The sequence below is a fragment of the Pantoea phytostimulans genome, assembly GCF_046118715.1.
In the GTDB taxonomy this organism is placed as follows: domain Bacteria; phylum Pseudomonadota; class Gammaproteobacteria; order Enterobacterales; family Enterobacteriaceae; genus Pantoea; species Pantoea phytostimulans.
In genome coordinates this window covers 3,409,183-3,435,009 of record NZ_CP173698.1, presented here as the reverse complement: position 1 = coordinate 3,435,009, position 25,827 = coordinate 3,409,183, and the positions used below count along the sequence as shown (strand labels likewise).

The window sequence follows — 25,827 nt, the reverse complement described above, 5'->3', positions numbered from 1 at the left end:
AACGTGCGGCGACTTAGCGCTGAAGGCGACCCACCTAAATTTCTGACCAGCGAGCGAAGACTCACCTTAACGTCTTTGGGGTATTTCGTAATCAGGCTTCCCGGTAAAAAACAGCTTACCCGCGTGTTTCTTACCGGGAAACATCCAAATAAAAAGGGGCTCAATTTCCGTTGAGCCCCTTTCATAGAGAAAGCAGTGATTAGATTGCGGTCTGTGTCCGCAGCTTTAATTCATATTCTGCTGCCTGTTTCGCATCGAACTGGTCTTCCCAGCGCGCGATAACCAGCACCGCCAGCGCATTACCGATCACGTTCAAGGCGGTACGTGCCATGTCCATGATGCGGTCAACACCCGCAATAAAGGCCAAACCTTCCAGCGGGATACCGACACTGCCCAGCGTAGCCAGCAGCACCACAAACGACACGCCCGGTACGCCCGCAATGCCTTTTGAGGTCACCATCAGCGTCAGCACCAGGATAATCTCGTCGGTCAGCGACAGGTCGATACCGTAAAGCTGGGCGATAAAGATGGCAGCAATACTCTGATAAAGCGTTGAACCATCCAGGTTAAATGAGTAACCGGTAGGCACAACAAAGCTGGTGATAGCTTTCGGCGCGCCGTAGGCTTCCATCTTTTGCATGATACGCGGCAGCACGGTTTCAGAGCTTGACGTCGAATAAGCAAGAATCAGCTCATCCTTCAGAATGCGCATCAGCGTGGTAATACGCAGCTTGCAGAAACGCGCAACCGACCCCAGCACCACAAAGGCAAAGAACAGAATCGCGGCGTAAACCAGCAACACCAGTTTTGCCAGCGGCCAGAGTGAAGCAAAGCCGAAGTTAGCAATAGTGACCGCGATCAACGCAAACACGCCAACCGGCGCATAACGCATGATCATGTGCGTCACTTTGAACATGGTTTCAGAGATACCACGGAACACATTCACCAACGGATCGCGTTGTTCTGACGGCAGCGCAGATAAGCCCATGCCGAATAACACTGAGAAGAAGATGATAGGCAGCATGTCGCCTTTCACCAACGAGGCAAAAATGTTCTGAGGGATCAGCGACAGAATAGTGGCAACCAGGCTGTGTGGGCCGTTCTGCACCGCTTCGGTGGTGGCTTCGTATTTGGAAATATCTACTGTGACCAACGTTGACATATCAATGCCGCTGCCGGGCTGGAATACGTTAGCCAGCGTGATACCGACCACAATCGCAAGGGTGGTGATCACTTCAAAATAGAGGATAGTTTTGACGCCAATGCGTCCCAATTTTTTCGCATCACCGACGCCAGCAATGCCGACCACCAGCGATGAAATCACAATGGGCACCACAATCATCTTGATCAGATGAATGAAGATATCGCCCGCCGGGCTGAGAATATTGGTGATTAACCATTCACGATCTTCTGGCTGATTATGCAACACGGTGCCAACCACGATGCCAAGCACAAGCGCAATCAGAATCTGCCAGGCAAGGGTGATTTTAAAACCTTTCATAACGCGTAATTTCCTCAGTCAAAACCCGTTTTTCTCTAACTGCGAAGGTGCAGAAGACAATACACACAGGGAAGTGAGCAAAAAGCCCGGTAAATTAGAGGGTGTTTGTAGACAGCGCCTCGCACAGAAATGCGATGATTCCCATACCCATTTTCAGACGCGGTCTGAGTTGATACCTGTAGAACAGGGGCGAGATAAGTACCATTTTCACTGAGGTAAATGCAACCCTTGGCGACTTCGTTTAAATCTTCACCACCAAAGCAGCATAATGTGCTGATTGCATACTAAAACCCTAACCTGCTGTTATGAAAAGTATTAGTTAGATGAATTTACGCATAGCTATGCAGGAATGGCTAAAAAGGCGTCGGGTTCGTTTGCTGTATTTTTAAACAGAGAAAGACACAAACATTTGCAACTTTATTCCCTATTTTGCGCAAGGACTTAGGCTTAATAGAGAGGGGAAATGCGTTAGCAGTCGCTTAAAGATTAACGCGTGATCTATGGCGCAAAAAAGAAACAAAGCTTCAGGCTGGGCTTCACTTAACCTTTGATTGACATATCATTAACATCTTCAAGGAGATCCGCCATGAGCCAAATACATAAACATCCTGTTCCTGAAAATATTGCAGCAAACGCGCTGATCACAGCCGAACAGTATCAAACGATGTATCAGCAATCTGTTGACGATCCTGACGCTTTTTGGGGCGAGCAAGGCAAAATCCTCGATTGGATCAAGCCCTACAGCCAGGTGAAAAATACCTCCTTTGCGCCAGGCAATATTTCTATTCGCTGGTACGAAGATGGCACGCTCAATCTGGCGGCAAATTGCCTTGATCGACATTTAGAAACGCGCGGCGATCATCCCGCGATTATTTGGGAAGGCGACGACGCCAGCGAGAGTAAAACCATCGCCTTTCGTCAGCTTCATGCCGACGTTTGTCGCTTTGCCAATGTACTGGAATTGCTTGGCGTACAAAAAGGCGATGTGGTGGCAATTTACATGCCGATGGTGCCGGAAGCCGCAGTTGCGATGCTCGCCTGCGCGCGTATTGGCGCGGTACATTCGGTTATTTTTGGCGGCTTCTCTCCTGAGGCTGTAGCGGGTCGCGTGGTGGATTCAAACGCCAAACTGGTCATCACTGCCGATGAAGGTATTCGTGCCGGACGCAGCATTCCACTGAAAAAGAACGTTGATGATGCGCTGAAAAATCCCAATGTGACCAGCATCAACAATGTGGTGGTGTTTCAACGCACCGGTAAAGAGATTGATTGGCAAGAGGGCCGCGATGTGTGGTGGCACGACCTGATGAAGGATGCCAGTCACAACCATTCCGCCGCCGAGATGCAGGCCGAAGATCCGCTGTTTATCCTTTATACCTCCGGTTCAACCGGGAAACCCAAAGGCGTGCTGCACACCACCGGCGGTTATCTGGTGTATGCCGCTACCACCTTTAAATTTGTCTTCGATTACCATCTGGACGACGTCTACTGGTGTACTGCTGACGTCGGCTGGATCACCGGTCACAGCTATTTGCTCTACGGCCCGCTGGCATGTGGTGCCACCACGCTGATGTTTGAAGGCGTACCGAACTGGCCAACGCCAAGCCGTATGGCGGAAGTGGTCGATAAGCACAAAGTCACGCTGCTTTATACCGCGCCGACGGCGATCCGTGCGCTGATGGCAGAAGGCGATAAAGCGATTGAAGGCACCGATCGCAGCAGCCTGCGTATCATGGGATCGGTCGGTGAACCGATCAATCCCGAAGCCTGGGAATGGTATTACAAGAAAATTGGCGACAGCCGCTGTCCGATTGTTGATACCTGGTGGCAGACCGAAACCGGCGGATTTATGATTACTCCGCTGCCGGGCGCCACCGAACTGAAAGCCGGTTCGGCGACCAAGCCGTTTTTCGGCGTTCAGCCTGCGCTGGTCGATAACGAGGGCAATCCACAGCAAGGCGCAAGTGAAGGCAATTTGGTGATTACAGATTCGTGGCCTGGCCAGGCGCGCACGCTGTTTGGCGATCACGAGCGCTTCGAACAAACTTACTTTTCGACCTTTAAAAACGTCTATTTCAGCGGTGACGGCGCACGACGTGATGAAGATGGCTATTACTGGATCACTGGCCGCGTGGACGACGTGCTCAACGTTTCGGGCCACCGTTTGGGGACAGCGGAGATTGAATCGGCGCTGGTTTCTCATCCTAAAATTGCCGAAGCCGCGGTGGTGGGCATTGCGCACAGCATCAAAGGCCAGGCGATTTATGCCTATATTACACTGAACCACGGCGAAGAGCCCTCGCCAGAACTCTACACCGAAGTACGAAACTGGGTGCGGAAAGAGATTGGCCCCATCGCTACACCAGACGTGTTGCACTGGACTGACTCTCTACCAAAAACCCGCTCCGGCAAAATCATGCGTCGCATTCTGCGTAAGATCGCGGCGGGCGATACCAGCAATCTTGGGGATACCTCAACACTGGCCGATCCGGGCGTAGTGGAAAAATTACTCGAGGAAAAACAGTCCATCAAAATGCCGTAAGTTATCCGGCGGGAAGCCTCATGCTTCCTGCCCTTCCATCCCTACGTAGTGTGTTTCTGTAGTCACATAACAATATGCCCTATTAGCACGATTGTGTGAGGTTCACGCCTGCAAATCCTCTGGAGAAACTGTGATGAATGACGCCCTTTCAAGTCAGGATGCAATCTATCAACAGATCGAACGTAATCCTCGCTTTCATGAGCTGGTTCGCAAGCGCCAGGCTTTCGCTACGCTGCTTTCGCTGATCATGCTGGTGCTTTACGTCGGCTTTATCTTGCTGATCGCTTTCGCCCCCGCCTGGCTCGGTACACCGCTTCATGAAGGCACCAATGTGACACGCGGTATTCCGATTGGCGTGGGTTTGATTGTGGTGTCGTTCGTGCTGACCGGCATTTATGTCTGGCGCGCCAATGGCGAATTTGATCGTCTAACTAAGCAGATCCTCAGTGAGGTAAAATCATGACGCGTTTCTCTCTGTGGATAGTGGCGCTGCTGTTGCCCTTCTCTGCGCTGGCTGCTGACGCTATTACCGGCGCGGTACAAAAGCAGTCGACGAATTATCAGGCGATTATCATGTTTGTGGTGTTCGTCGCCTTTACGCTCGGTATCACATATTGGGCGTCGAAACGTACCCGCTCTCGCAGCGATTATTACACGGCGGGCGGTAATATTACCGGCTTCCAAAACGGCCTGGCGATGGCGGGTGACTTTATGTCTGCAGCCTCGTTTTTGGGCATTTCTGCACTGGTTTATACCTCTGGTTATGACGGGTTGATTTATTCACTCGGTTTCCTGGTGGGATGGCCGATGATCCTGTTCCTGATTGCGGAGCGTTTGCGTAATTTAGGCCGCTATACCTTTGCGGATGTCGCCTCGTATCGTTTGAAACAGAAACCCATTCGTACCCTATCAGCCTGCGGATCGCTGGTGGTGGTCGCGCTCTATTTGATTGCGCAGATGGTGGGTGCAGGCAAACTGATTCAGCTGCTGTTTGGACTGGATTACCACGTTGCCGTGGTGCTGGTAGGTATTTTGATGGTGATGTATGTGCTGTTTGGCGGCATGCTCGCCACCACGTGGGTACAGATTATCAAAGCGGTGCTGCTGCTGTTTGGCGCCTCGTTCATGGCCATAATGGTGATGAAAACGGTGGGTTTCAGCTTCAATGCGCTGTTTACCGAAGCGATGGCGGTGCACCCGAAAGGCATTGCGATCATGCAGCCTGGCGGGTTGGTCAAAGATCCTATTTCTGCGCTATCGCTGGGGCTTGGGCTGATGTTTGGTACGGCTGGATTACCGCATATCCTGATGCGTTTCTTCACCGTGGCAGACGCCAAAGAGGCACGTAAAAGCGTGTTTTGGGCCACCGGTTTCATGGGCTATTTCTACTTCCTGACCTTTATTATCGGCTTCGGTGCCATTTTACTGGTCGGCGCAAACCCTGCCTTCAAAGATGCCAGCGGCGCGCTGATTGGCGGCACCAATATGGCGGCGGTTCATCTTGCCAATGCCGTTGGCGGCAGCACTTTCCTTGGTTTTATCTCTGCCGTGGCTTTCGCGACCATCTTAGCGGTAGTGGCGGGCCTGACACTGGCGGGCGCTTCTGCGGTATCGCACGATCTTTACGCCAGCGTGTACCGTAAAGGCCAGGCGAGCGAGCGGGATGAACTGCGGGTGTCAAAAATTACCGTGCTGGTGCTTGGCGTCGTGGCGATTGGGTTAGGGATTCTGTTTGAGAATCAGAACATCGCGTTCATGGTTGGCCTGGCATTCTCGATTGCCGCCAGCTGTAATTTCCCGATTATTTTGCTTTCAATGTACTGGTCTAAGCTGACCACACGAGGTGCGATGGTCGGTGGCTGGCTGGGTTTGATTACTGCAGTGGTGCTGATGATCCTTGGGCCAACAGTTTGGGTCACCGTTTTGGGCCACGCGAAACCGATTTATCCGTATGAATATCCGGCGCTGTTTTCGATGCTGATCGCCTTTGTCGGGACATGGTTGTTCTCAATTACCGATCACTCCGCACAGGGTGCAGAAGAACGCAGCCGCTTTCGGGCGCAGTTCATTCGTTCGCAAACAGGCACAGGGATTGAGCAAGGTAAAGCGCACTAAAAAAAAGCGGCTACCCAAGGTAGCCGCTTTCTCATTTCAGCAGGATCAGAAACGCAGTGAAGCGCCCACATAGGGACCGTCGACCAGCACGTTATCTTTACGTCCGCCTTTGTTGTTCAGCTCAATGTACTGATAGCCGACACGCAGATTCAACAGTGAAATTGGCGTGAAGCTTAGGCCGCCCCCGGCTTCCTGATAGCTGTCGAGGTGATCGGTGAAGCCTTCTGGCGCGTAATAATATTCGCCATATAAGCCCCACATGGTGTTGAAGTTGTAAGCTGCACCCGCACCCAGCGCCAGCGCAAAACCGTCTTTTCCATCTTCAGGATGGGTGAAGATCGCCTTTGCGGTCGGCGCTAAACGCAGCGGGCCCACATCTACGTTGTAACCCAAGCCTGCACCGTAAGTGCTGCCATCGTGATCGCTACGCAGCCAGTTACCTTTTAAAAACAGGCCTGGTGACGTTGTGCCCAGACCTACGTTCAGGTTGGTGTTGTGTTCGCCGACATCAACGCTGCCTTCGATTGCCTGTGCCGCACCGCTCAATAAAACGAGGCCCAATGCGCTCCCAGTAACAAGTTGCTTAAACATGATTCCACTCCATGAAAGGACAATTAATTCGGCGCAAAGGTTAACAGCCTGAAATGTGGAGACAACTAAATTTGGAAAGCTTTACGTAAACAGACATGTCGTTAGGTTGGCGACAGCGGATTACTCGCTGCCGCCCTTTGCTCAGAAACGCCACGCAGTGCCGATGAACGCGCCACCAATGAAGCGACGATCTTGCTGCCCAACATTGGCGTCGGTCGAAAGAGCGCGATAACCCGCAGAGAGGCTTAATGAGGGTAGCGCATAATAATGGATAGCGGCTTCAAACGGGTACGCAGTGTGATCGCTTTCAAGATTCACGCCTATCCAGCTATTGCCACCGCTCACACTGAGTTCGGCTGCATCCACATCGCATGCTGCCAAAAGCAGGCCGGCGACGACTATAAATTTCATCATTGTGTTCTTCCTTGTGTGTTTAAAAACAGCACGCACTTTAAGGAAAGAACAAGAGGTGGAATATAAGCACTGGCTTGAAAAAGTCTTAACTCAGATCGCCCACATTACATGGCCGATCAACGGCGCGGCTATCACGGTTAGCACACCTGAAAGCATCATCACCAGGCTGGAAACCACGCCTTCTTGCTGGCCTAACTGATAGGCGCGAGCCGTGCCAGCACCATGTGAAGCCGCACCGAAACCGGCACCTTTTGCCACGCCCTGTTTGATGGCAATTCGCAAGAATAAAACGTCGCCTACCGCCATGCCAAAAACGCCGGTGATCACCACAAACAGCGCCACTAAATCGGGTTGACCCCCAATGGGCCCAGCCGCGGCTAAAGCAAATGGCGTGGTGATAGAACGCACCGCCAGGCTGCGCTGAATAGATTCCGGCAGCGTCAACAGACGCGCCAGCCAGACTGAGCTGCACACCGCGACCAGGGTTGCGGTGAAAACGCCAGCACTTAATGACATCCAATGCCGTTTGATGATCGCCATGTTTTCATATACCGGCACGGCAAACGCCAGCGTGGCGGGCCCCAGCAACCACAGCAGCCAGTGACTTTCGGCAATGTAATCTTGCCAGCTAATGTGCGTCACCATCAGCAAGGCCACCAGCACCAGCGGTGTCATCACCAGCGGCATTAACAACAAGGTGCGCCAGCGGCGGTAGAGATGTTTATTGAGGTAATAGATCAATAAGGTAATGACCACACACAGCAGGCTGAGCAATAAATCACGCATTATTGCCCTGCTTACACGCTGCGCGCGCCACTTCATAGCGATAAACGCGATCCACTACTAAGGCTGTCGAGGCCAGGACCAACAGCGTACTGATAGCAATCACCAGAAAAATGCGCCAGCCTTCAACACGTAGCAAATCGCCGTAGTTCACCACCGCGACCACCGCAGGAATAAAGAACAACAGCATTTCCGCCAACAGCCAGTTTGAACCCGCCTTCACCCAACCCAGCGGCACGATGCGTGTCACGATTAAAACCAACATCAGCAGCATGCCGACGATATTGGCAGGCAACGGCAAATGCAGCCAATTGACCAGACGATCGCAGCCTACAAACACGCTGATATAGAGCACCAGCTGCAGTGGCAATCCAAGTCGTTGCAGCATGCCCATTCTTCGCGGACTGATTGCTAACGCCATTTTTTTCTTCTCCCCCGTCAATTCAAGGTGCTCAGTATAAATCCCAGACAGAAGGTGAAAAAAATGAATTAATATTATTAAAATCATGCCAAAAAGGAATAGCTCATGGATGTCCGCGCGTTGCGTTACTTTACCGAAGTGGTTCGCCAGCAAAGTTTTACGCGCGCCGCGCAGAAACTGTATGTGACGCAGCCAACTATCAGCAAAATGTTGCGTCAACTTGAGGAAGAGCTGGGCTGTACGTTGATATTACGCGATGGTCGCCGCTTGCATCTCACCGACAGTGGGCAGGCGGTTTATCAGCGTGGCCTAGCGATTTTGCAGGAGTTTCATCAGCTAGAGGCGGAAATCGGCGACATTAATCAGTTGAAAACCGGTGAGCTACGATTGGGCATTCCTCCCATGGTGGGTATGCAGATAGCCGGTTCAATTTCCGCTTTTCGCCGTCGTTATCCTGGCGTAGCACTAAAAATTTCTGAGTTCGGTGGCTTAACCGTTCAGCAGGCCGTGCTGGCGGGCAGTTTAGATATCGCGCTTACCGCGCTACCCGTGGAGGCAGATTTACCTCTTAATACGCTGCCGCTGATGCATCATCCCCTTTGCGTGCTCCTGCCGCGCCGCGCCGAGTGGCTCAATCGCAGCCATATTGGTTTGTCCGAATTGGCAGAACACCCTTTACTGATTTTTAATGAAGAGTTTTCGCTTAATCGCCAGTTAATGCAGGCGTTTCAACGTCTCGGCATTACGCCAACGATCGCAGTGAGAAGCGGACAATGGGATTTTCTGGCTGCAATGGTACAGGCCGAAATGGGAGTAGCAATTTTGCCGGAGCCGATCTGCCAAAGGCTGGATAAGCAGTCGCTGCTATGGCTGCCGCTGGAATCAGAACTGAAGTGGAGCTTAGGGCTGATTTGGCGTGAGGGCAGCTATTTGTCTCGCAGTGCGCAAGCATGGATTGATTGCTGTCATGAACATTGGCCCGATGACGCTCCACGTCTTTCAGTGTGACCCGCCATCATTCACGCTACTGTTGCGTTGGCTTCACTTTTTCCCCGGTCACTTACCTGAGTAAGCTTCCGAGGATAAACACGCTTGCCGCCTTCCTGCAGCATGAATGATGCGGGTTATTTCATTCTCGTAAAAAACTTATTCTTCTTTCTCAATCAGTAACGCTTCCAGCAAATCGAGATCGTGCAGCAGTTTCTGCATGGTTTCGTTGGAAATCTGTTGAGTAGCACGCAAATGATAGACCTCGGCGCGTTCAGCACGCAGCGCTGTCAGACGGAATCGACGCTCCAGATTCTCGGCGAACAGCGCGTGATCGATATCATTTTTACCTTCTGCACGACGACGCAAGTTGCCAATCACGCGCAAGCTGACCTCTTTCAGCAGTTCAGGATCGATGTTCTCGGTGGTCTCATTTTCCAAACGAGACTCCATCTTCTGTAGGCTCTCAATGGCCACGCTGGCCATGACCGCGCGGGCATTTTGCAACTCACGGCGATGACTGGATTTATCGATACCATCATAGCCACGCAGCAGAATAGGCAGAATGACCACGCCAATCAGCAGCGAGAACAGAATCACACCGGTGGCGATAAACACCAGTTCATAACGGGCTGGGAACGGGTCGCCATTGCTGAGAAACAGCGGAATAGATAACACACCCGCCAGCGTAATGGCACCACGTACACCCGCGAATGAAGCAATCAGCAGCTCTTTAAACGAGTAGTTGGAGAACTCCAGCGGCTTTTTCTTCAACAGGCGCTTACTGAAGCGCTGCATGATCCATAACCAGCCGAAGCGCACCACCATCAACGAGACATAGACCAACCCGATATCTGCAAACAGCATCCACAGCTCGACATTAGGATCGGCGTTAGCCTGGTCGATGGAGGTTTGCAGAATGTCGGGCAACTGCAGGCCAAGCATCAGGAATACCATGCCGTTAAAGACGAATTCCAGCATCTGCCAGACGCTGTTAGCACGTAAGCGCATCGCCAAAGGAGCCTGACGGATGATGCCAGAGCGCGTAATGGTCATACCCGCAGCAACCGCAGCCAGGATGCCAGACACACCTAAATGTTCAGCAATCAGGTAAGAGGCGAACGGCAGCAGCAGCAGCAGAACCGTTTGTGTAGCCGGATCATCACCACTCCAGCGGCTCAGCAGGCGCAGCGATTTTCCGTAGAGCCAGCAGATTGCAACACCGGCAACCAAACCGCCTACCGCAACCTTGAGGAACTCAACGCTGGCACCGCCCCAGGTAAAGACCATTGTGCCCATGGCGACGGCAACAGCAAATTTGAGCGACACCAGACCGGATGCGTCGTTCATCAACGCTTCGCCCTGCACAATCGACATGATTTTTTTCGGGATACGCCCTTCACCGACAATACCTGAAAGTGCAACGGCATCGGTTGGTGACAGCACCGCCGCCAACGCGAAGGCGGGAATCAGTGGAATGCCGGGAACCAGCCAGTAAATCAGGTAGCCAATTCCCACCACGGTAATCAGAACCAGCACCAACGCTAATCCAATAATTTCTCGACCGTGATGCAGGAACTCGCTAATCGGTGTTTTCCATCCATCAGCAAACAGCAGCGGCGGAATGAACAGCACTAAAAACAGTTCTGGATCGAAGTCAACATGCAGGCCAAACGTTGGCCAGGCAAGCAGCGCACCGGCCGCGATCTGCACTAATGGCAGCGGTATTTGAAAAGGGAGAATGCGAGCAGCAACGCCAGAAAGCGAGACCACCAGCGTCATAATGAGAATAGTAAAAAAGATTTCCATGCTTTCCTTAAGCGCCTTAAAGTCTCTCAAGCAATGTCGTAAGCGCTAAAGTGTAAAACAAACCCAAGGTTGCTGGGATTACTACACGTGCGACAAGGGGTAAAAAAAGAGAATAATCTCGGACGCGCCCCTGCGCGCCCACTTCTACAGTCAGATCGCCCAGCCACCAGCGTAAAAAGCCACCAAGGCTACCGCAATCACCACGGTTCCTGTATTCAATTTACGCCATTCGCCAGCAAAAATGCGTCCGACTACCAGCGCAGCAAAACCGAGCATGATGCCGGTGACGATGTTGCAGGTCAGCACAATAATGACTGCCGTCAGCAGGCCAGACATCGCATCGACAAAATCAGTAAAGTCGATTTTGGCGACGTTACTCAGCATCAGCAGGCCAACGTACATCAGCGCAGGCGCTGTGGCATACGCCGGGACTAAGTATGCCAGCGGCGACATAAACAGAATCACCATGAACAGCAAACCTACCACAATTGCCGTCAGACCGGTTTTACCGCCTGCAGCCGTGCCCGCCGCAGACTCAATATAAACCGCCGCTGGCGATGCGCCGACTAAGCCAGCAAACAGACTGCTGACCGAGTCGGTGGTTAAAGCGCGACCGCCGTTGATGATCTGCCCGTCTTTATCGAGCAGATTCGCCTGGCCAGCCACTGCGCGGATGGTGCCGGTGGCATCAAATACCGCTGTCATCACCAACGCTAACACGCTAGGTAACACGACTGGCTGCAAGGCGCCCATGATATCGAGGCTAAACACCAGCGATTGACCGTTGGCATCAGCCAGGCTCGGCAGCGCAAACAAACCTTGATAACTTACCGCGGGATCGAAAATGAGCCCTAATACCGAAATGGCAATAATGGTCAGCAAAATGCCGCCCGGCACCTTACGCTTTTCAAGACCAATAATCGCACCCAATCCCAACAGTGACATCATGACCGGGAAAGAGTTGAAATGACCCAGCGCTACCGGCAAACCCGGAGCCGGGTTTTTTACCACTAAACCTACGCCATCCGCCGCGATCAGCAGCAAAAACAGCCCGATGCCGACGCCGGTACCGTGCGCAACGCCCATCGGGAGATTGCGCAAAATCCATGAACGGATACCGGTCACGGAAATCAGCGTAAACAATACGCCCATCAGGAATACCGCACCGAGCGCGACCGGCACGCTGATTTGCTGCCCCAGCACCAGACTAAAGGCGGTAAAGGCGGTTAACGAAATGGCGCAGCCAATCGCCATCGGCAGGTTAGCCCACAAGCCCATAATGATGGAGCCAAAGCTGGCAACCAGACAGGTCGCGACGAACACAGCGGTTGGCGAGAAGCCCGCTTTGCCCAGCATACCTGGCACGACAATCACCGAATAAACCATGGCTAAAAACGTGGTTAGCCCCGCCAGAATTTCCTGGCGAACGCTGCTGCCACGAACAGAAATTGAGAACCAGGCGTCCAGTTTTCCACTGGCCGGTCGTGATTCGTTTGACATAATTGAGCCTCAAAGAGTTTTTGTTGTGTAGATCGCTCTGCGACCGCCGCCCTGAAATCCCTGGGTAAGTTGTTTGCGCCAAACAGCGTCAAACAGAAGGCAAACGTTTACCTTGCCGCAGATAAGTGACCCTTCAAAGATGGGCAAATAAAAAGGCAAACGATTATCCGGCGTTTGCTGGCACATTTTCAACTGCTTGATGGTCATTAATCAGGATAAAGATTTCACTGGATCGCGTATGACGTAGACTTGCTCTGTTGCGTAACACGCGTTTCGCTTTGAAGTTGCAGGATTTTATGAAGAGGATAAGAGGTTGCGCAACGGCAAGCATTACGCAACAAAAAAAGGATTCAGCCTTGCAGGTTAATGTCGCCGCCCTGCTGAATGGCGCGTTGCCAGGCGGCGCGCTGTTTCACCGTTTCCAGCCACTTTTGCGTCGCGGGCATCTGCTGCAAACCGGCACGCTGATTCAGTGCCAAAAGCGGGAAACTCATTTGAATATCCGCGATGCTGAAACGCTTGCCTGCAAACCACGGATGCGCGACGAGATGGTTTTCAATCATTTGCATGTGCGGCTTCAGCTGTTTATCAAGAAAGGCTTTTTGTACGCCTTTACCAAACATGCCGCCAATCGGCCGCAATAGCCAAGGCACCGGCGCTTGCCCGAGTCGAGCAAAAATCAATTTCATTACCAGCAATGGCATCAATGAACCTTCGGCATAGTGCAGCCAGTAACGAGATTGCAGCGCCTCTTCCTCATCAGTGAGTTTCAGTCGATATTCGGCATCATATTTATTTTCGAGATATTCGAGGATGGCACCCGATTCGGCAACCACGCGATTTTCGTCAGTAATGATTGGCGATTTACCCAAAGGGTGAATTTTTTTCAGCGCCTCAGGCGCAAGCATGGTGGATTCGCGCTGATAGCGTTTGATCTGATAAGGCATTTCCAGCTCTTCGAGCAGCCATAACACGCGATGCGAGCGCGAATGCTCAAGATGGTGAACGGTGATCATCGTGATTCCCTGTTAGGTGATTATCAGCCAAGTATAGACATCACTCCCGCCCTGACAGTTTGTCATCCTGCTCGGGATCAAGCAGTACCGCCCCCGAACCTTGCTCTCCCAACCGATCGCCTGGATTGCGTAGTGGGCAGTCACGCATCGAAAGACAACCGCAGCCGATGCAACCATCCAGATCGTTGCGTAAGCGGGTCAATGTTTCGATACGTTTATCCAGTTCCTCACGCCAGTGTTGCGTCAGTGCATCCCATTCGTGGGTCGACATACGTTTATTAGCAGGGATATGTTCGAGACTGTCGCTCACCGTCGCCAGAGGAATACCAATGCGCTGGGCAATCTTGATTATCGCCACACGTCGCAGCACGTCTCGGCTATAACGGCGCTGGTTGCCGCCGTTGCGTGTGCTGAAGATAAGCCCTTTGTTTTCATAAAAATGCAGCGCAGAAACAGCAACGCCGCTGCGTCGTGCGACTTCGCCCGGCGTCAAAACCGGTTTTGGGTAGTTGCGATCTTTTTTCATTTGGACCTTTACCTCAAGTTAACTTGAGGAATTATACTCGCTTCCCATCAGAACAACGAATTCCTATACCGCATTGAATTATCACCAGAAGGATGAGGCTATGATGCAAGAAGAGATCATTCACTCCCTGACACACTGGATTGACCAAAATCTGGACAAGAGTTTGTCTATTGATGAAGTCGCAGCAAAATCAGGTTATTCGAAATGGCATCTGCAGCGTATGTTCCGTACCGTGACGAAACAAACGCTGGGTGGATATATTCGTGAACGTCGCCTGACCTTAGCGGCTGAAGCGTTGAGCCTGACGCAACGTCCCGTATTTGATATCGCGATGCAATATGGCTACGACTCACAGCAAACTTTTTCACGCGTATTCCGTCGTCAGTTTTCACAAACGCCAACCGCTTATCGCCACACCATGCGTCGTCAGGCCATTCAGCGCCCTCGCCTGCTGAGCTTTGATTGCAGCGAAAGCATGGCCAGCTTTACCCAACGAACCACGGGCGAATGCTGTCCCGTTAGCTAAATTTGATTTCGCCTTCAGTGCGCCCCAAGCGGGCGCGCCTTCTTAATTGTTTTTCCTCACCTTTTCTTCCCCGCCACTTTCTGCTCAAACTTCAATCAAATTTTTTGTACCATACCAGTTGCAAATTTTGTTCAAAATATAAAATCGAGTGATATAATGTGAGCCAAGTCACATTATGACCTTGGGTTGACGACGGAAAAGCACGACCTGACACGCTTTTTCGCCGCCGGTGATGTCCGCAGATTGTCAGGAATAATCACTGATCTATTGAGGTTGAGCCGATGGCTACGTTAACCACCAGTCTTATCGTTATGCGTTGGGAATTACTTAGCGCCGTTATGATGTTTTTTGCCAGCACCTTGAAAACCAAACTTCGTCAGGATAGCCATCACGTTATGGCATTCATGTGTGGCGGCATCGGTTTGGGCATGACCTGCTGGTTTGTCACCGGTTTAATGGGCATTACACTCACTATGGAGAGTGTGCACAATTTCATGTCCATCTCTAAGGATGTGTTTATCCAGGTGATGAGCCAAGCGCCTGCTGAATGGCCAATGCCTTAAAATTTTCCAATAAAAAACCCCGCTAAGCGGGGTTTTTTATATTGCTGTGTATTCTTAAATTTTCTTCAACATGGCAGGGATATTAACATCCTGCACTGTGACGCCCGGTCTCTGCGTTCCGCGACGATCTTGAATCCACATGTCTCCCATCATTTGATTGAGTCCACGATCTAACCCTGTCACCAAACCTGCGCCTGGTGTAAACGTCAATTCACCAAAATAAATACGCTCTTCATGGATATACCAGTCAACACGCACATAGTCGAAATCACTGGCCAGCTTTTTGCTCATATCGAGCGCATGTTGCAGTGACGGCATGATGTTAGTGACATCCAGCCCGGTATCACGGATCTTGTGAAACGCCTCATTAAGGTTATTCACATAGAAATTCATGGATAACAGCGGCTGACAACGGTTGTAGATGACTTGCAGCACATATTCAAACTTGCCATCACGCTTGTTGAACATATGAAACTTGTAATCAATCGGCGCACTTTTTCCATCACCGATGTATTGCTCCACCAAAATACGGGGCTTGATGTAGCGATAATGGATTTCACGCGCTTCATTAGCAAAATCCGTTTTCAGCCAGCGATAGCAATCATGGATGATTTGCTGCTTACGCAACGCGTCCGGTTCTTCCAACAGAATTTCTACCATGTTAGACGCGTGGTTCGGTTTAATCACCGTTCCTTTCCAACAAGGCAAACTATTCAGCGTGGTCGGATCGGTGGTTTCGTGTACCAACGGGATCAGGTATTCGTTGCCAATCTTCTCGGCAATGAATTCGCGCACGCTAAACTTATCTGACAAGCGACCATAATTTTGGTAATCGCCGTAGATAAATTTGCGGTACAGCACCTTTTCGTTAAACACTTTAGGCTGACGAAGATTGGGCAGTTTTCTGAACTTATGGAAGTAGTAGATGCGATCCTGATAGGACCAAGGCATCTTCTTGATGAAATACTGCACACTTCTTCTGAGTTCTTCTTTCAACTTGAGCATATCGGACCTCATTTGTAGGTTTTGTAATTGAGTGAGGAAACTTGAATCTTTTGAATGACGCCGTTTTTGAAGAAGTAATTCATTACGGTAAGGGACAACAGTTCTGAAAGGAAAACGCTCCACGCGGCCCCCATGACGCCGTAGTCCTGGATTAGCCACCAGGAAAGCGGCACACTGATGACCATCAAACAAATGATTTTCCTCAGCAAATAGTTAAACCCACCTTCTTTTACCATGTAGCGATACGCTACAGTCCCCATTGCCGAAAAGCTGGTTGCAATCGACAGCAACGTAATGAGGCTTCCTGATTGTGTGTATTCTTTACCGTATAAAGCGATGATGATCTGCTCACCGAACAACGCAATGATCAGCAACATCAACAATGAAACACCCACGACATACCCGTGTAGCCGTGCAGCTAATTTTATCGCTGCATCGCCGCGCTCCCTGAAGATCTCGCTAAAGCAGGAAGTAATCAGCGCGACGGGGATAAAAATCCACGAAGCGGCAATTGTGTTGGCGGCAGCGAACAAGCCAAGATCACGTGCTGAAACAATCCCTGCCAGAAACATCTGCGCCGTTCTAACCTGCACAGAAATAAAGATGCTGGAGATGGCTAACGGCAAGCCGGCGTACATTAAGTAACGCAAATAAGCAGCGCGCTTTTCACGCGGCGGCATGAGATCCTGGTGTTCGCGATAAAAGTTGTAGCGTTTGATGAAATACGGCACCAACGTCACCGCCACAATAGAAAGCGTGAGCCACAGTGGATTCAGACGCTGCCAGGCAATGATGAAACTGATAGTAAAACTCAGCACCATGCCAATGGCGTTAGCGATGGTATTTAACCGTGAGGCAAGCCGCGCATTGTTATAAACGCTGAACGTGTCTTGAGTGACAAAAACCGATGCCACGAATGAGGCCAGTGCAAATGCCAGGAAATTTTCCTGCATGTTGTACCAGACCCAAATCAGCACAGGTATTGAGGTGAGCAACAATAAAACCATTCGCATGGTGCGCGCGATCGTCATCAGGCGTAAGCCTTTTGACGCATTTTTACTCACACGTTTAAAAAGAATGGTTTCGGTGCCAAATATTGCAATGGTTTGCACCATGGCAAATAAAGAGGTTGAGAAGGCCATTTGACCAAACACCGTTGGGCCAAACGATTTAGCCACGTAAGAAGTCACAAATATGACGCCAAACACAGAGATGAGCTTCTCAGACATCATCCAGGCGGCATTAGACATTACGCTCAATTTCATCGACTCTTCCTTAATATTACTGACCTACAACCTCTTCGGTACAACATCCCTGTAACGAATTAATAAGCGCTCAGTGGGCCTGGCGAAAATTAAAGGCTTCAAACCAAACTGGTCCGAAAAAATGAGAATCAAAGTACGATTCAGAGAATGAATTCAGGATTATTCTTATTATATTTGGCGCGAATAACTTGAGATGGAAACGATTTCAAGCTGAAATGAGCGCAGTTTTGTAGAGTCATAACCTGCGTATTAATCAAGGCGGTTATGCTAAATATCCAATGTACGTAGAATTTTTTCGTATTTAGGATGTGAAGAATCTATATCAAAAACCCTTCTCCAGGAAGGCGTCCTAACCCGATCAGAATAAAATAAGATTTATCCCATGATGATATTTATTCTAAATATCTTAATTTAACCTTCGCAATTCAATTCGAGCACTTTAATACTGCATTAATAGAAAAATTACAGTGCCAGGATTTATTAAAGTCATTCTCATCCATTAATCGATAAGAAAGGTAAGCGCATTTATGAGAAAGTCACGATATAGCGAAGATCAAATCACAAATGCCATTAAAGCTTCTGAATCAGGTGTAAAAGTCAGGGAGATTTGTGAGGAGCTTGGCATCTCCGAAGCAACCTTTTATAGCTGGAAGAAGAAGTTTTCTGGGCTATCTTCGGAAGAAGGTAGAAAAATCAAAGAGCTGGAAGAGAAATTGCAAAATCTTTCCCGCGAACTGCAAACGCTGAATTCAGATAAGGAGATGCTCCAGAGCGTATTGAAGAACTTCTTTACGACCAATGAAAAACGTCAAGCAGTCAACTTCTTACAAGATACCTTTGACATCGGGACGCGCCGTAGCTGCCGCTTACTGGATATTAGCCGCAGTGTTTATCATTACCCGTCAGGGACTGAAAACCGTTAATTCCAATGCTACCGCTTTTCCTGGACTTAAAGCTGAGATTTGTTCTTACCAGAAGAGATGAAGATCATTTAACAGGACATTTGTAGCTACTCTTTCCGCACCATTGATTCCTAATGAATGGATTTGCGGCTAAGCTTCTTTTTTTGCGGTAAAATTGATTCGCAACAGCAAAAAGTCTCGCTTTCTACGCTACTTCCCCCTAGCCCAGTCTCATTTCGGTGAGATTGGTGCTTCTTAATTATTAGGTTAATCCTGCTAACCAACGGAACTGAATACAGACAATTCTGTTAAGCCAGTTTAAACAAGTTTAATAAAATCGATTCTTATCTCTCAGTTTAGAGTGGATCTAAGCCTTTTTCTATTGAATAAATTTCAACCATCACTAGTGGATAAACCAAAAACTTTCTCCAGGAATAATCCAGGATAAATAGTTTATAGATACTTACCACTTTAATGATCAGCATAGGGTTTATCTGTTTAAAATAGTGTTCAAAGGTACTAAATATTAATCTTTTAAAATAAGCGAAACGGCAACTGAACCCGACGTTTTTCCAATTCACTGAAGTAAAAACTGGTTTATCTCGCTGTTTTATCAGGGCCAACAGCCAATAAAAACGCAGAGGCTGGCCATAAATATGCACAAACAGGGCTAATTCACTGACTTAAATGGCTAGTTTTTCCACAACCAATGATTTAAAGAATAGCCGGAATGGACTTTAAAAGTCTGAAACCGGTTAACAGAGCGTTTTTCATCCCTCTCAAACAGGCTTATTTTGGCTATTGAAGGTTGAACGGAGACGATAGAAACAGAGAAAGAAACGGTAATTAAGGAAGAAAGCGGATAATAGGGGCTAAAAAGCAGTACGGCAAATTCTTAAAATGCTTCAAAATCAGTGAGTCGCGCTGACCCTCAACACTGTCAGCGCGAGTACGTTAGACATCGACTTTAGACACCTGCGATTCAGGCTTAATTCGCATTGCCCAAATTACACCGGCAATCAAACAAGCAATACCGACTGTGGTTAAGAGTGGCGGCCAGCTTTGATGCCAAAGAAATGTCCACAACAAACCAAACAGGATTTCGAAAACGATCAAGGGGCCCATGAGCACGGTTGGAAGGCGCTGGCTTGCAGCGTTCCAGCATAAGGTGCCCAACCAAGAGCACAACAGGCCAATCGTCAGCATTAATGGAACGAAAACCTCAGGGTGCGGGCCCAATGGCAGTTCAAACTCTGGGCGTTGCCAGGCAAGCTGAACACTCACCAACGCATACATGATCAACGCCAACGGCAAGGTGACTAAGCCTTGCGCGGTTGCCCAAGTCGATGGTCTCAGCTGGGGATGCGTACGCATCCAACGGGCATTGCGCAGCGGATACCATGTCCAGCATCCCACCGCCATTATTGCCAAGGCGATGCCAGTCAGATAGCGGCTTAATTCAAAATCTACGCTCTTTGTCCGCAGTTCCGCCACGTTCACACAGAGCAATCCCACTGCCATGATAATGAGTGCGGGGATCAGTCGACGCCAGGAGAGCCGTCCTTCAAGGTGCCCGTAACGCCAGTTTGCTGTCACCGCGATGACGACCGGCAACGTGCCGATAATCATGGTTGAAACGGGCGCGCCGGTGCGTTGGATCGCATTGGCGAGAAACGCATAATAAAGAAGGTTTCCTATCAGCGAGAGTTTCAGCGCTTCTCGCCAGTCGGCAGGTAGCAGTTTGCGCAGGCGCTGACGATCGTGCCATGCCAACGGAAGCGCAATCAGGCCAAAGGCGACATAGCGCCCGGCTGACTGAAGCGTGCCAGGATAATCGGGCACCAGCAGCGGGCCAACAAAGATTAACCCCCACATCAACCCTGCTGCGAGGGCAAACAATACGCCAGCAAACATCTTTTTCTTCCTTTATAGAGAAACCGGCGCAGTGTGGCGAAATAGCGGAAAGATTGCTTGTAGCAGATTGCGGTGATGCTAGCGACGCATCACTTGTTTTTGATAACGACCTGGCGTAATGCCATAACGTTGAGCAAAAGCACGTGTCAGATGTGCCTGATCGGTAAGTCCCACCGTTGCCGCCACGCTGGCCGCTGATTCACCGCGCGCAAGCAATTGTTTGGCCTCATATAAACGATACGCCATCAACATTTGCTGTGGCGTGACATGAAAGTGGTCACGAAAAGCACGCAAAAAATGCCACGGCGACAGTGATGCCAGCGCGGCTAACGATTCAAGCCGTACCGGCTCTGCAAGATTTGCGCGTAAATAGTCACGAACATGATCAAAGCGGTGCTGCGCCTCTGGTTTTTGCTGAGCAGACATGCGGGCCAGCGGCCGCATCAGGCGAAATAATTCCGACAACAAGCTTTGCCGCGCCAATGCTGAATCCGCTTGCCATAGCGCAGTCAGGATTTGCGACAGCGGCTGCGCCAGGCGCAGGTCTGTAAGCATGGCCTCATTAAACCACCAGCCGCGATCGCCGGTTAATTCATCCATCAGTTGCGGCTGAATGTAGATCATCTGATAGCGCCAGCCTTCATCACAAGCTGATTCGCCAGTATGAAGTTCGTCAGGGTTCATCATCACCAACGAGTTTTCCGGCGCCGTGTATTGTGTTCCGCGATAGCGAAAGCGCTGTGCACCCGACTCAATAGTACCGATACCGAAGGCTTCATGGGTATGCGGTTCAAATGCATAGCGGGAGATGTGTGCCTGATAAAGTTCTACGCCCGGCAGCTCAGACAACTGCTGAAACTGCGCGCAATCTTTTTCACAGGGAAAAATGGCTGGAACGCCTTCCACGACACACCTCTTGGTTACATTGAGTTTGTTTTACTAGCATGCATGTGAACGATGCTGAAATGCAAAAGTTTGCCAATGTCATCTCGCCAGGTAACACTGCTTCGCTGATGCATAAACGGAGTTTTAACATGGCACAGCGTGTTGTAATGGTAGTCGATATGCAAAACGGCGTTTTTGAAACGCCCCGCTTTGATCAGGACGGTCGCGTCGCACGCATTAACCGCCTTATTCAACAATCCGACCTAACAATTTTTATCCAACACCGCGAAGGCAGTATGAAAGAAGGCGCGACTTCTTTTGATTTGCTGCCAGAACTGCATCAGCCTGCTCACGCACATTTCGTGACCAAAACGGCCTGCGACAGCTTTTGGCAAACGTCTCTAACCCAACGGTTAAATGAACTGTCTGTGAAAGCGTTCGTTATTTGTGGTTGCGCGACCGATTACTGCGTCGATACCACGATTAAAGTCGGTGCCAGCCTTGGCTATCGCATTACCGTGGCGGCTGATGCGCATACCACGGCCGATCGTACTTTTGTCAGCGCAGAACAACTGATTAATCAACACAACGAGGTGTGGGCAGCGCTTTCACTGCCTGGCAATGTGCCGCGTGTGCTGAGCTGTGATGCCATTTTGACAGAATGGTCATAGTTGAAAAAAGTTTATAAAAGAAAAGGCCCAGCGAGCTGGGCCTTTTCTTTTGGTTTAACGCGAGTCCGCAAAAATCAGAACGGGATGTCGTCGTCAAAATCCATTGGAGGTTCATTATTGTTGCTTGCAGGTGCGCTCTGCTGCTGCGGACGAGATTGCGCGCCGCCGCTGAACTGATTACCGCCGCCCTGTGGCTGCTGCGGTTGGCCCCAACCGTTGTTGTTGTTGCTTTGTCCGCCGCCAGCAGGTGCTGCTCCGCCAGCGCTGCCGCCTTGACGTCCACCCAACATTTGCATGGTGCCGCCTACGTTAACCACAACTTCAGTAGTGTAACGTTCCTGGCCGCCCTGATCCTGCCATTTACGCGTACGCAGTTGGCCTTCGATATAGACCTGAGAACCCTTACGCAGGTATTCACCGGCTACTTCGGCCAACTTGCCAAACAGCACGACGCGGTGCCATTCGGTGATCTCTTTATTTTCACCGGTTTGTTTGTCGCGCCAGCTTTCCGACGTGGCCAGCGTAATGTTGGCGACAGCGCCACCATTTGGCATGTAACGCACTTCCGGATCCTGACCCAGATTCCCGACAAGAATCACTTTGTTAACGCCACGACTGGCCATGTTGCTGTCTCCCGATGAGTTAATGCTAAAAGTCTAAACGATCAATTCTAACACGTCCTGAATAGTGTTCCCACTTTAGAGCGGGGTTCCAATTTTGAACACTTAGCCACCAAAAGGCAAAGACTACTGGATATTTATTCAGTCTATTTTTTGTGCCATAATAATGCGTTTATTCTGGTCGTGTCGGCATGGCACGGCGAGTGCTGCTAATCCGGGAAAGGTGAATGGATAAGATCGAAGTTCGTGGTGCTCGCACCCATAATTTGAAAAACATCAACCTGACCATTCCGCGTGACAAGCTCATTGTGGTAACCGGCCTTTCGGGTTCCGGTAAATCCTCTTTGGCTTTTGACACGCTGTATGCGGAAGGTCAACGCCGCTATGTAGAGTCGCTCTCTGCCTATGCGCGCCAGTTTCTTTCTTTAATGGAGAAGCCAGACGTCGATCATATCGAAGGTCTGTCGCCCGCTATCTCCATCGAGCAGAAATCGACTTCACACAACCCGCGCTCGACGGTCGGCACCATCACCGAAATACATGATTACCTGCGCTTGCTGTTTGCACGCGTGGGTGAACCGCGCTGCCCAGATCATGACGTCACGCTCGCGGCGCAAACTGTGAGCCAAATGGTCGATCAAGTCTTAGCGCAACCTGAAGGTCGCCGCTTGATGCTGTTGGCTCCGGTCGTGAAAGATCGTAAAGGTGAACATACCAAGACGCTGGAAAGCCTGGCGACACAAGGTTATATCCGCGCGCGTATTGACGGCGAAGTCTGCGATCTTTCCGATCCGCCTAAGCTTGAGCTTCAGAAAAAACACACCATTGAAGTGGTCATTGATCGCTTCAAAGTGCGTGAGGATCTTTCAACTCGCCTGGCAGAATCGTTTGAAACCGCGTTAGGAATGTCTGGCGGCACGGCGATTGTTGCCGACATGGACGACAGCGCAGCGGAAGAACTGCTGTTCTCAGCGAACTTTGCCTGCCCGATTTGCGGTTACAGCATGAGTGAGCTGGAACCACGCTTGTTCTCTTTTAATAACCCAGCCGGTGCCTGTCCAACGTGTGATGGCTTGGGCGTACAGCAATATTTTGATCCCGATCGTGTGGTGCAAAACAATGAACTGTCGCTGGCTGGCGGTGCAATTCGTGGCTGGGATCGTCGCAACTTTTACTATTTCCAGATGCTGCGCTCACTGGCTGAGCATCTCGATTTCGACATCGAAGCGCCATTTGGCAGCCTGAAAGAGAACGTGCAGCAAGTGATTCTGTACGGCTCAGGTAAAGAGAGTATCGAATTCAAGTACATCAACGATCGCGGTGACACGTCTGTACGTCGCCATCCGTTTGAAGGCGTACTGAACAATATGGAACGTCGCTATAAAGAGACCGAATCTTCAGCGGTACGTGAAGAGTTGGCGAAGTTTATCAGCAACCGCGCCTGCGCCAGTTGCGAAGGCACGCGTCTGCGCCGTGAAGCGCGTCACGTCTATCTTGAAAACACCACATTACCCACGATCTCTGATATGAGCATCGGTCATGCGATGTCGTTTTTTGAGAACCTTAAGCTAAGCGGGCAACGCGCTCAAATTGCTGAAAAAGTGTTGAAAGAGATCGGCGATCGCCTGAGCTTCCTGGTGAATGTCGGGCTCAATTATCTCTCTATGTCGCGTTCCGCAGAGACGTTATCCGGCGGTGAAGCACAGCGTATTCGTCTGGCTAGCCAGATCGGTGCGGGCCTGGTTGGCGTTATGTATGTGTTGGATGAGCCGTCAATTGGTTTGCATCAGCGCGATAACGAACGTCTGCTCGGCACCTTGATTCATCTGCGCGATCTGGGTAATACCGTGATTGTGGTTGAGCATGATGAAGATGCTATTCGCGCCGCTGACCATGTGATCGACATCGGTCCAGGCGCAGGCGTGCATGGCGGTGAGATTGTTGCCGAAGGCACCGTTGATGAAATCATGGCAGAAGAGGCGTCATTAACCGGTCAGTTCCTGAGCGGAAAACGTGAAATTGCTGTGCCGCAAGAACGGGTGAAAGGCGATCCAACCAAAGTATTGAAAGTCACTGGCGCACGCGGTAACAACCTGAAGGATGTGACGCTAACGCTACCGGTTGGCCTGTTTACCTGTATCACCGGCGTGTCCGGTTCCGGTAAATCAACGCTGATCAACGATACGCTGTTTCCGATTGCTCAGCGCGCGCTTAACGGTGCGACCATTGCCGAACCCGCAGCGTATCGCGAGGTTCACGGGCTAGAGCATTTCGATAAAGTTATCGATATCGATCAAAGCCCCATTGGTCGTACACCACGTTCTAACCCGGCGACTTATACCGGCATCTTTACGCCGGTACGTGAATTGTTTGCTGGCGTTCCCGAATCGCGTTCGCGCGGCTATAACCCGGGACGTTTTAGCTTCAACGTGCGGGGCGGCCGCTGTGAAGCCTGTCAGGGCGATGGCGTTATCAAGGTAGAAATGCACTTTCTGCCCGACATTTACGTGCCCTGCGACCAGTGCAAAGGTAAACGCTATAACCGCGAAACGCTGGAAGTTAAGTACAAAGGCAAAAGCATCCATGAAGTGCTGGAGATGACCATTGAAGAAGCGCGTGAGTTCTTTGATGCCGTTCCGGCGCTGGCGCGTAAGCTACAAACGCTGATGGATGTTGGCCTGTCGTACATCCGTCTTGGACAGTCCGCAACGACGCTTTCAGGCGGTGAAGCACAGCGTGTGAAACTGGCGCGTGAGTTGTCAAAACGCGGCACCGGCCAAACGCTCTATATTCTGGATGAGCCAACCACCGGCCTGCACTTTGCCGATATTCAGCAGTTGCTGGAAGTGCTGCATCAGCTGCGTGACCAGGGCAATACCATTGTGGTGATTGAACACAATCTTGACGTGGTCAAAACCGCTGACTGGATTGTCGATCTGGGGCCAGAAGGCGGCAGCGGCGGCGGTGAAATATTGGTTGCTGGCACACCGGAGACGGTGGCGGAGTGCGAGAAATCGCATACCGCCCGCTTCCTCAAGCCATTATTGAAGAAGTAAATCTTTCAGGCCCGCCTCGTGCGGGCCTTGTTTTTAGTCCTGCACAATTGCCCAGAGAAATGCAGAATCAGGCAAGATTCAAACATGTATAGGCATATACGCTTTCAGCATCCCTGACTATCCTTAAGCGTTCCTCTTTGGCACGCCTTTCGCGTCGCCCTATTTGCAGCTGTTCTGCCCTGCTGCACTTATCTAAAAATCATCACGACACATCG

General features: G+C 50.5%; 23 protein-coding genes. 9 read left to right on the top strand and 14 right to left on the bottom strand.

What is annotated here, in order from left to right; translation table 11 throughout:
* Positions 1-199: 199 nt before the first annotated feature.
* Positions 200-1,501 (bottom strand): glutamate/aspartate:proton symporter GltP, encoded by a 1,302-nt coding sequence (gene gltP / locus ACF2G4_RS16055; RefSeq protein WP_332626535.1) that lies wholly within the window; start codon positions 1,499-1,501, stop codon positions 200-202.
* 586 nt (positions 1,502-2,087) lie between these two features.
* Between gltP and acs the strand changes: the two genes are divergently transcribed.
* The 3 genes from acs to actP all read left to right on the top strand — a co-directional run bounded on the left by acs (position 2,088) and on the right by actP (position 6,158).
* Positions 2,088-4,043: an acetate--CoA ligase gene (acs, locus tag ACF2G4_RS16050; protein WP_409075139.1), complete on the top strand. Its 1,956-nt coding sequence runs from the start codon at positions 2,088-2,090 to the stop codon at positions 4,041-4,043.
* Positions 4,044-4,176: 133 nt separating this feature from the next.
* On the top strand, positions 4,177-4,506 hold the full coding sequence (locus tag ACF2G4_RS16045; protein ID WP_215848356.1) for a DUF485 domain-containing protein: 330 nt from the start codon (positions 4,177-4,179) through the stop codon (positions 4,504-4,506).
* Positions 4,503-6,158 (top strand): cation/acetate symporter ActP, encoded by a 1,656-nt coding sequence (gene actP, locus ACF2G4_RS16040; protein ID WP_409075138.1) that lies wholly within the window; start codon positions 4,503-4,505, stop codon positions 6,156-6,158. The genes ACF2G4_RS16045 and actP overlap by 4 nt, the downstream gene beginning before the upstream one ends.
* Before the next feature lie 45 nt (positions 6,159-6,203).
* On the opposite strand, the gene ACF2G4_RS16035 is transcribed toward actP, so the two are convergent.
* The 4 genes from ACF2G4_RS16035 to ACF2G4_RS16020 form a co-directional block, all read right to left on the bottom strand.
* Positions 6,204-6,749 carry a YfaZ family outer membrane protein gene (locus ACF2G4_RS16035; protein WP_215847876.1) on the bottom strand — a complete coding sequence of 182 codons (546 nt, stop codon included), beginning with the start codon at positions 6,747-6,749 and terminating at the stop codon, positions 6,204-6,206.
* 141 nt (positions 6,750-6,890) lie between these two features.
* Positions 6,891-7,163, bottom strand: coding sequence for a hypothetical protein (locus tag ACF2G4_RS16030; RefSeq protein ID WP_409075137.1), 273 nt, complete (start codon positions 7,161-7,163; stop codon positions 6,891-6,893).
* Between the two features lie 90 nt (positions 7,164-7,253).
* On the bottom strand, positions 7,254-7,949 hold the full coding sequence (locus tag ACF2G4_RS16025; protein WP_215847878.1) for an LrgB family protein: 696 nt from the start codon (positions 7,947-7,949) through the stop codon (positions 7,254-7,256).
* Positions 7,942-8,367 (bottom strand): CidA/LrgA family protein, encoded by a 426-nt coding sequence (locus ACF2G4_RS16020; RefSeq protein ID WP_409075136.1) that lies wholly within the window; start codon positions 8,365-8,367, stop codon positions 7,942-7,944. The genes ACF2G4_RS16025 and ACF2G4_RS16020 overlap by 8 nt, the downstream gene beginning before the upstream one ends.
* Before the next feature lie 105 nt (positions 8,368-8,472).
* Between ACF2G4_RS16020 and ACF2G4_RS16015 the strand changes: the two genes are divergently transcribed.
* Positions 8,473-9,375: a LysR family transcriptional regulator gene (locus ACF2G4_RS16015; RefSeq protein ID WP_215847880.1), complete on the top strand. Its 903-nt coding sequence runs from the start codon at positions 8,473-8,475 to the stop codon at positions 9,373-9,375.
* A gap of 138 nt (positions 9,376-9,513) precedes the next feature.
* Here the strand turns inward: ACF2G4_RS16015 and ACF2G4_RS16010 are convergent, their stop codons facing one another.
* The 4 genes from ACF2G4_RS16010 to soxR all read right to left on the bottom strand — a co-directional run bounded on the left by ACF2G4_RS16010 (position 9,514) and on the right by soxR (position 14,205).
* The gene (locus tag ACF2G4_RS16010) at positions 9,514-11,163 is read right to left on the bottom strand and encodes a Na+/H+ antiporter (protein WP_243078782.1); all 1,650 of its coding nucleotides are present in this window, start codon (positions 11,161-11,163) and stop codon (positions 9,514-9,516) included.
* 150 nt (positions 11,164-11,313) lie between these two features.
* Positions 11,314-12,663: an NCS2 family permease gene (locus ACF2G4_RS16005; RefSeq protein ID WP_409075135.1), complete on the bottom strand. Its 1,350-nt coding sequence runs from the start codon at positions 12,661-12,663 to the stop codon at positions 11,314-11,316.
* A gap of 350 nt (positions 12,664-13,013) precedes the next feature.
* A complete protein-coding gene (locus ACF2G4_RS16000) occupies positions 13,014-13,679 on the bottom strand; it encodes a glutathione S-transferase (protein WP_409075134.1) in 666 nt (221 codons plus the stop codon).
* A gap of 40 nt (positions 13,680-13,719) precedes the next feature.
* On the bottom strand, positions 13,720-14,205 hold the full coding sequence (gene soxR / locus ACF2G4_RS15995) for a redox-sensitive transcriptional activator SoxR (RefSeq protein WP_215847882.1): 486 nt from the start codon (positions 14,203-14,205) through the stop codon (positions 13,720-13,722).
* A 100-nt stretch (positions 14,206-14,305) separates the two neighbouring features.
* Here soxR and soxS point away from each other — a divergent pair, with 100 nt between their 5' ends.
* Together soxS and ACF2G4_RS15985 are read left to right on the top strand one after the other, a co-directional pair.
* Positions 14,306-14,731, top strand: a complete 426-nt coding sequence (soxS, locus tag ACF2G4_RS15990) for a superoxide response transcriptional regulator SoxS (RefSeq protein WP_215847883.1) — start codon at positions 14,306-14,308, stop codon at positions 14,729-14,731.
* Positions 14,732-15,012: 281 nt separating this feature from the next.
* Positions 15,013-15,294, top strand: a complete 282-nt coding sequence (locus tag ACF2G4_RS15985) for a YjcB family protein (protein ID WP_215847884.1) — start codon at positions 15,013-15,015, stop codon at positions 15,292-15,294.
* 54 nt (positions 15,295-15,348) lie between these two features.
* Here the strand turns inward: ACF2G4_RS15985 and ACF2G4_RS15980 are convergent, their stop codons facing one another.
* On the bottom strand, positions 15,349-16,299 hold the full coding sequence (locus ACF2G4_RS15980) for an ATP-grasp fold amidoligase family protein (RefSeq protein WP_215847885.1): 951 nt from the start codon (positions 16,297-16,299) through the stop codon (positions 15,349-15,351).
* A gap of 8 nt (positions 16,300-16,307) precedes the next feature.
* Positions 16,308-17,564: a polysaccharide biosynthesis C-terminal domain-containing protein gene (locus ACF2G4_RS15975; RefSeq protein ID WP_215847886.1), complete on the bottom strand. Its 1,257-nt coding sequence runs from the start codon at positions 17,562-17,564 to the stop codon at positions 16,308-16,310.
* Between the two features lie 527 nt (positions 17,565-18,091).
* On the opposite strand from ACF2G4_RS15975, the gene ACF2G4_RS15970 reads away from it, so the two are divergent.
* Positions 18,092-18,487, top strand: coding sequence for a transposase (locus ACF2G4_RS15970; protein WP_215847887.1), 396 nt, complete (start codon positions 18,092-18,094; stop codon positions 18,485-18,487).
* Positions 18,488-19,420: 933 nt separating this feature from the next.
* Here ACF2G4_RS15970 and ACF2G4_RS15965 read toward each other — a convergent pair.
* On the bottom strand, positions 19,421-20,380 hold the full coding sequence (locus ACF2G4_RS15965; protein WP_215847888.1) for a DMT family transporter: 960 nt from the start codon (positions 20,378-20,380) through the stop codon (positions 19,421-19,423).
* A gap of 78 nt (positions 20,381-20,458) precedes the next feature.
* Complete coding sequence (locus tag ACF2G4_RS15960) at positions 20,459-21,286, bottom strand: AraC family transcriptional regulator (protein ID WP_243078787.1); 828 nt, start codon at positions 21,284-21,286, stop codon at positions 20,459-20,461.
* Between the two features lie 128 nt (positions 21,287-21,414).
* Between ACF2G4_RS15960 and ACF2G4_RS15955 the strand changes: the two genes are divergently transcribed.
* Entirely contained in the window at positions 21,415-21,936 is a 522-nt protein-coding gene (locus ACF2G4_RS15955) for an isochorismatase family protein (protein WP_409075133.1), read from the top strand.
* A 74-nt stretch (positions 21,937-22,010) separates the two neighbouring features.
* Here the strand turns inward: ACF2G4_RS15955 and ssb1 are convergent, their stop codons facing one another.
* Positions 22,011-22,559: a single-stranded DNA-binding protein SSB1 gene (gene ssb1 / locus ACF2G4_RS15950; RefSeq protein ID WP_243078789.1), complete on the bottom strand. Its 549-nt coding sequence runs from the start codon at positions 22,557-22,559 to the stop codon at positions 22,011-22,013.
* Between the two features lie 224 nt (positions 22,560-22,783).
* Between ssb1 and uvrA the strand changes: the two genes are divergently transcribed.
* Positions 22,784-25,612: an excinuclease ABC subunit UvrA gene (gene uvrA / locus ACF2G4_RS15945; RefSeq protein WP_332626511.1), complete on the top strand. Its 2,829-nt coding sequence runs from the start codon at positions 22,784-22,786 to the stop codon at positions 25,610-25,612.
* The last annotated feature ends 215 nt before the right edge of the window (positions 25,613-25,827 follow it).

What these genes read in the sequence shown, in the direction of transcription:
- gltP (WP_332626535.1), bottom strand. Translation starts at nt 1,501, where the DNA reads ATGAAAGGTTTTAAAATCACCCTTGCCTGGCAGATTCTGATTGCGCTT.
- acs (WP_409075139.1), top strand. Translation starts at nt 2,088, where the DNA reads ATGAGCCAAATACATAAACATCCTGTTCCTGAAAATATTGCAGCAAAC.
- ACF2G4_RS16045 (WP_215848356.1), top strand. Translation starts at nt 4,177, where the DNA reads ATGAATGACGCCCTTTCAAGTCAGGATGCAATCTATCAACAGATCGAA.
- actP (WP_409075138.1), top strand. Translation starts at nt 4,503, where the DNA reads ATGACGCGTTTCTCTCTGTGGATAGTGGCGCTGCTGTTGCCCTTCTCT.
- ACF2G4_RS16035 (WP_215847876.1), bottom strand. Translation starts at nt 6,749, where the DNA reads ATGTTTAAGCAACTTGTTACTGGGAGCGCATTGGGCCTCGTTTTATTG.
- ACF2G4_RS16030 (WP_409075137.1), bottom strand. Translation starts at nt 7,163, where the DNA reads ATGATGAAATTTATAGTCGTCGCCGGCCTGCTTTTGGCAGCATGCGAT.
- ACF2G4_RS16025 (WP_215847878.1), bottom strand. Translation starts at nt 7,949, where the DNA reads ATGCGTGATTTATTGCTCAGCCTGCTGTGTGTGGTCATTACCTTATTG.
- ACF2G4_RS16020 (WP_409075136.1), bottom strand. Translation starts at nt 8,367, where the DNA reads ATGGCGTTAGCAATCAGTCCGCGAAGAATGGGCATGCTGCAACGACTT.
- ACF2G4_RS16015 (WP_215847880.1), top strand. Translation starts at nt 8,473, where the DNA reads ATGGATGTCCGCGCGTTGCGTTACTTTACCGAAGTGGTTCGCCAGCAA.
- ACF2G4_RS16010 (WP_243078782.1), bottom strand. Translation starts at nt 11,163, where the DNA reads ATGGAAATCTTTTTTACTATTCTCATTATGACGCTGGTGGTCTCGCTT.
- ACF2G4_RS16005 (WP_409075135.1), bottom strand. Translation starts at nt 12,663, where the DNA reads ATGTCAAACGAATCACGACCGGCCAGTGGAAAACTGGACGCCTGGTTC.
- ACF2G4_RS16000 (WP_409075134.1), bottom strand. Translation starts at nt 13,679, where the DNA reads ATGATCACCGTTCACCATCTTGAGCATTCGCGCTCGCATCGCGTGTTA.
- soxR (WP_215847882.1), bottom strand. Translation starts at nt 14,205, where the DNA reads ATGAAAAAAGATCGCAACTACCCAAAACCGGTTTTGACGCCGGGCGAA.
- soxS (WP_215847883.1), top strand. Translation starts at nt 14,306, where the DNA reads ATGATGCAAGAAGAGATCATTCACTCCCTGACACACTGGATTGACCAA.
- ACF2G4_RS15985 (WP_215847884.1), top strand. Translation starts at nt 15,013, where the DNA reads ATGGCTACGTTAACCACCAGTCTTATCGTTATGCGTTGGGAATTACTT.
- ACF2G4_RS15980 (WP_215847885.1), bottom strand. Translation starts at nt 16,299, where the DNA reads ATGCTCAAGTTGAAAGAAGAACTCAGAAGAAGTGTGCAGTATTTCATC.
- ACF2G4_RS15975 (WP_215847886.1), bottom strand. Translation starts at nt 17,564, where the DNA reads ATGAAATTGAGCGTAATGTCTAATGCCGCCTGGATGATGTCTGAGAAG.
- ACF2G4_RS15970 (WP_215847887.1), top strand. Translation starts at nt 18,092, where the DNA reads ATGAGAAAGTCACGATATAGCGAAGATCAAATCACAAATGCCATTAAA.
- ACF2G4_RS15965 (WP_215847888.1), bottom strand. Translation starts at nt 20,380, where the DNA reads ATGTTTGCTGGCGTATTGTTTGCCCTCGCAGCAGGGTTGATGTGGGGG.
- ACF2G4_RS15955 (WP_409075133.1), top strand. Translation starts at nt 21,415, where the DNA reads ATGGCACAGCGTGTTGTAATGGTAGTCGATATGCAAAACGGCGTTTTT.
- ssb1 (WP_243078789.1), bottom strand. Translation starts at nt 22,559, where the DNA reads ATGGCCAGTCGTGGCGTTAACAAAGTGATTCTTGTCGGGAATCTGGGT.
- uvrA (WP_332626511.1), top strand. Translation starts at nt 22,784, where the DNA reads ATGGATAAGATCGAAGTTCGTGGTGCTCGCACCCATAATTTGAAAAAC.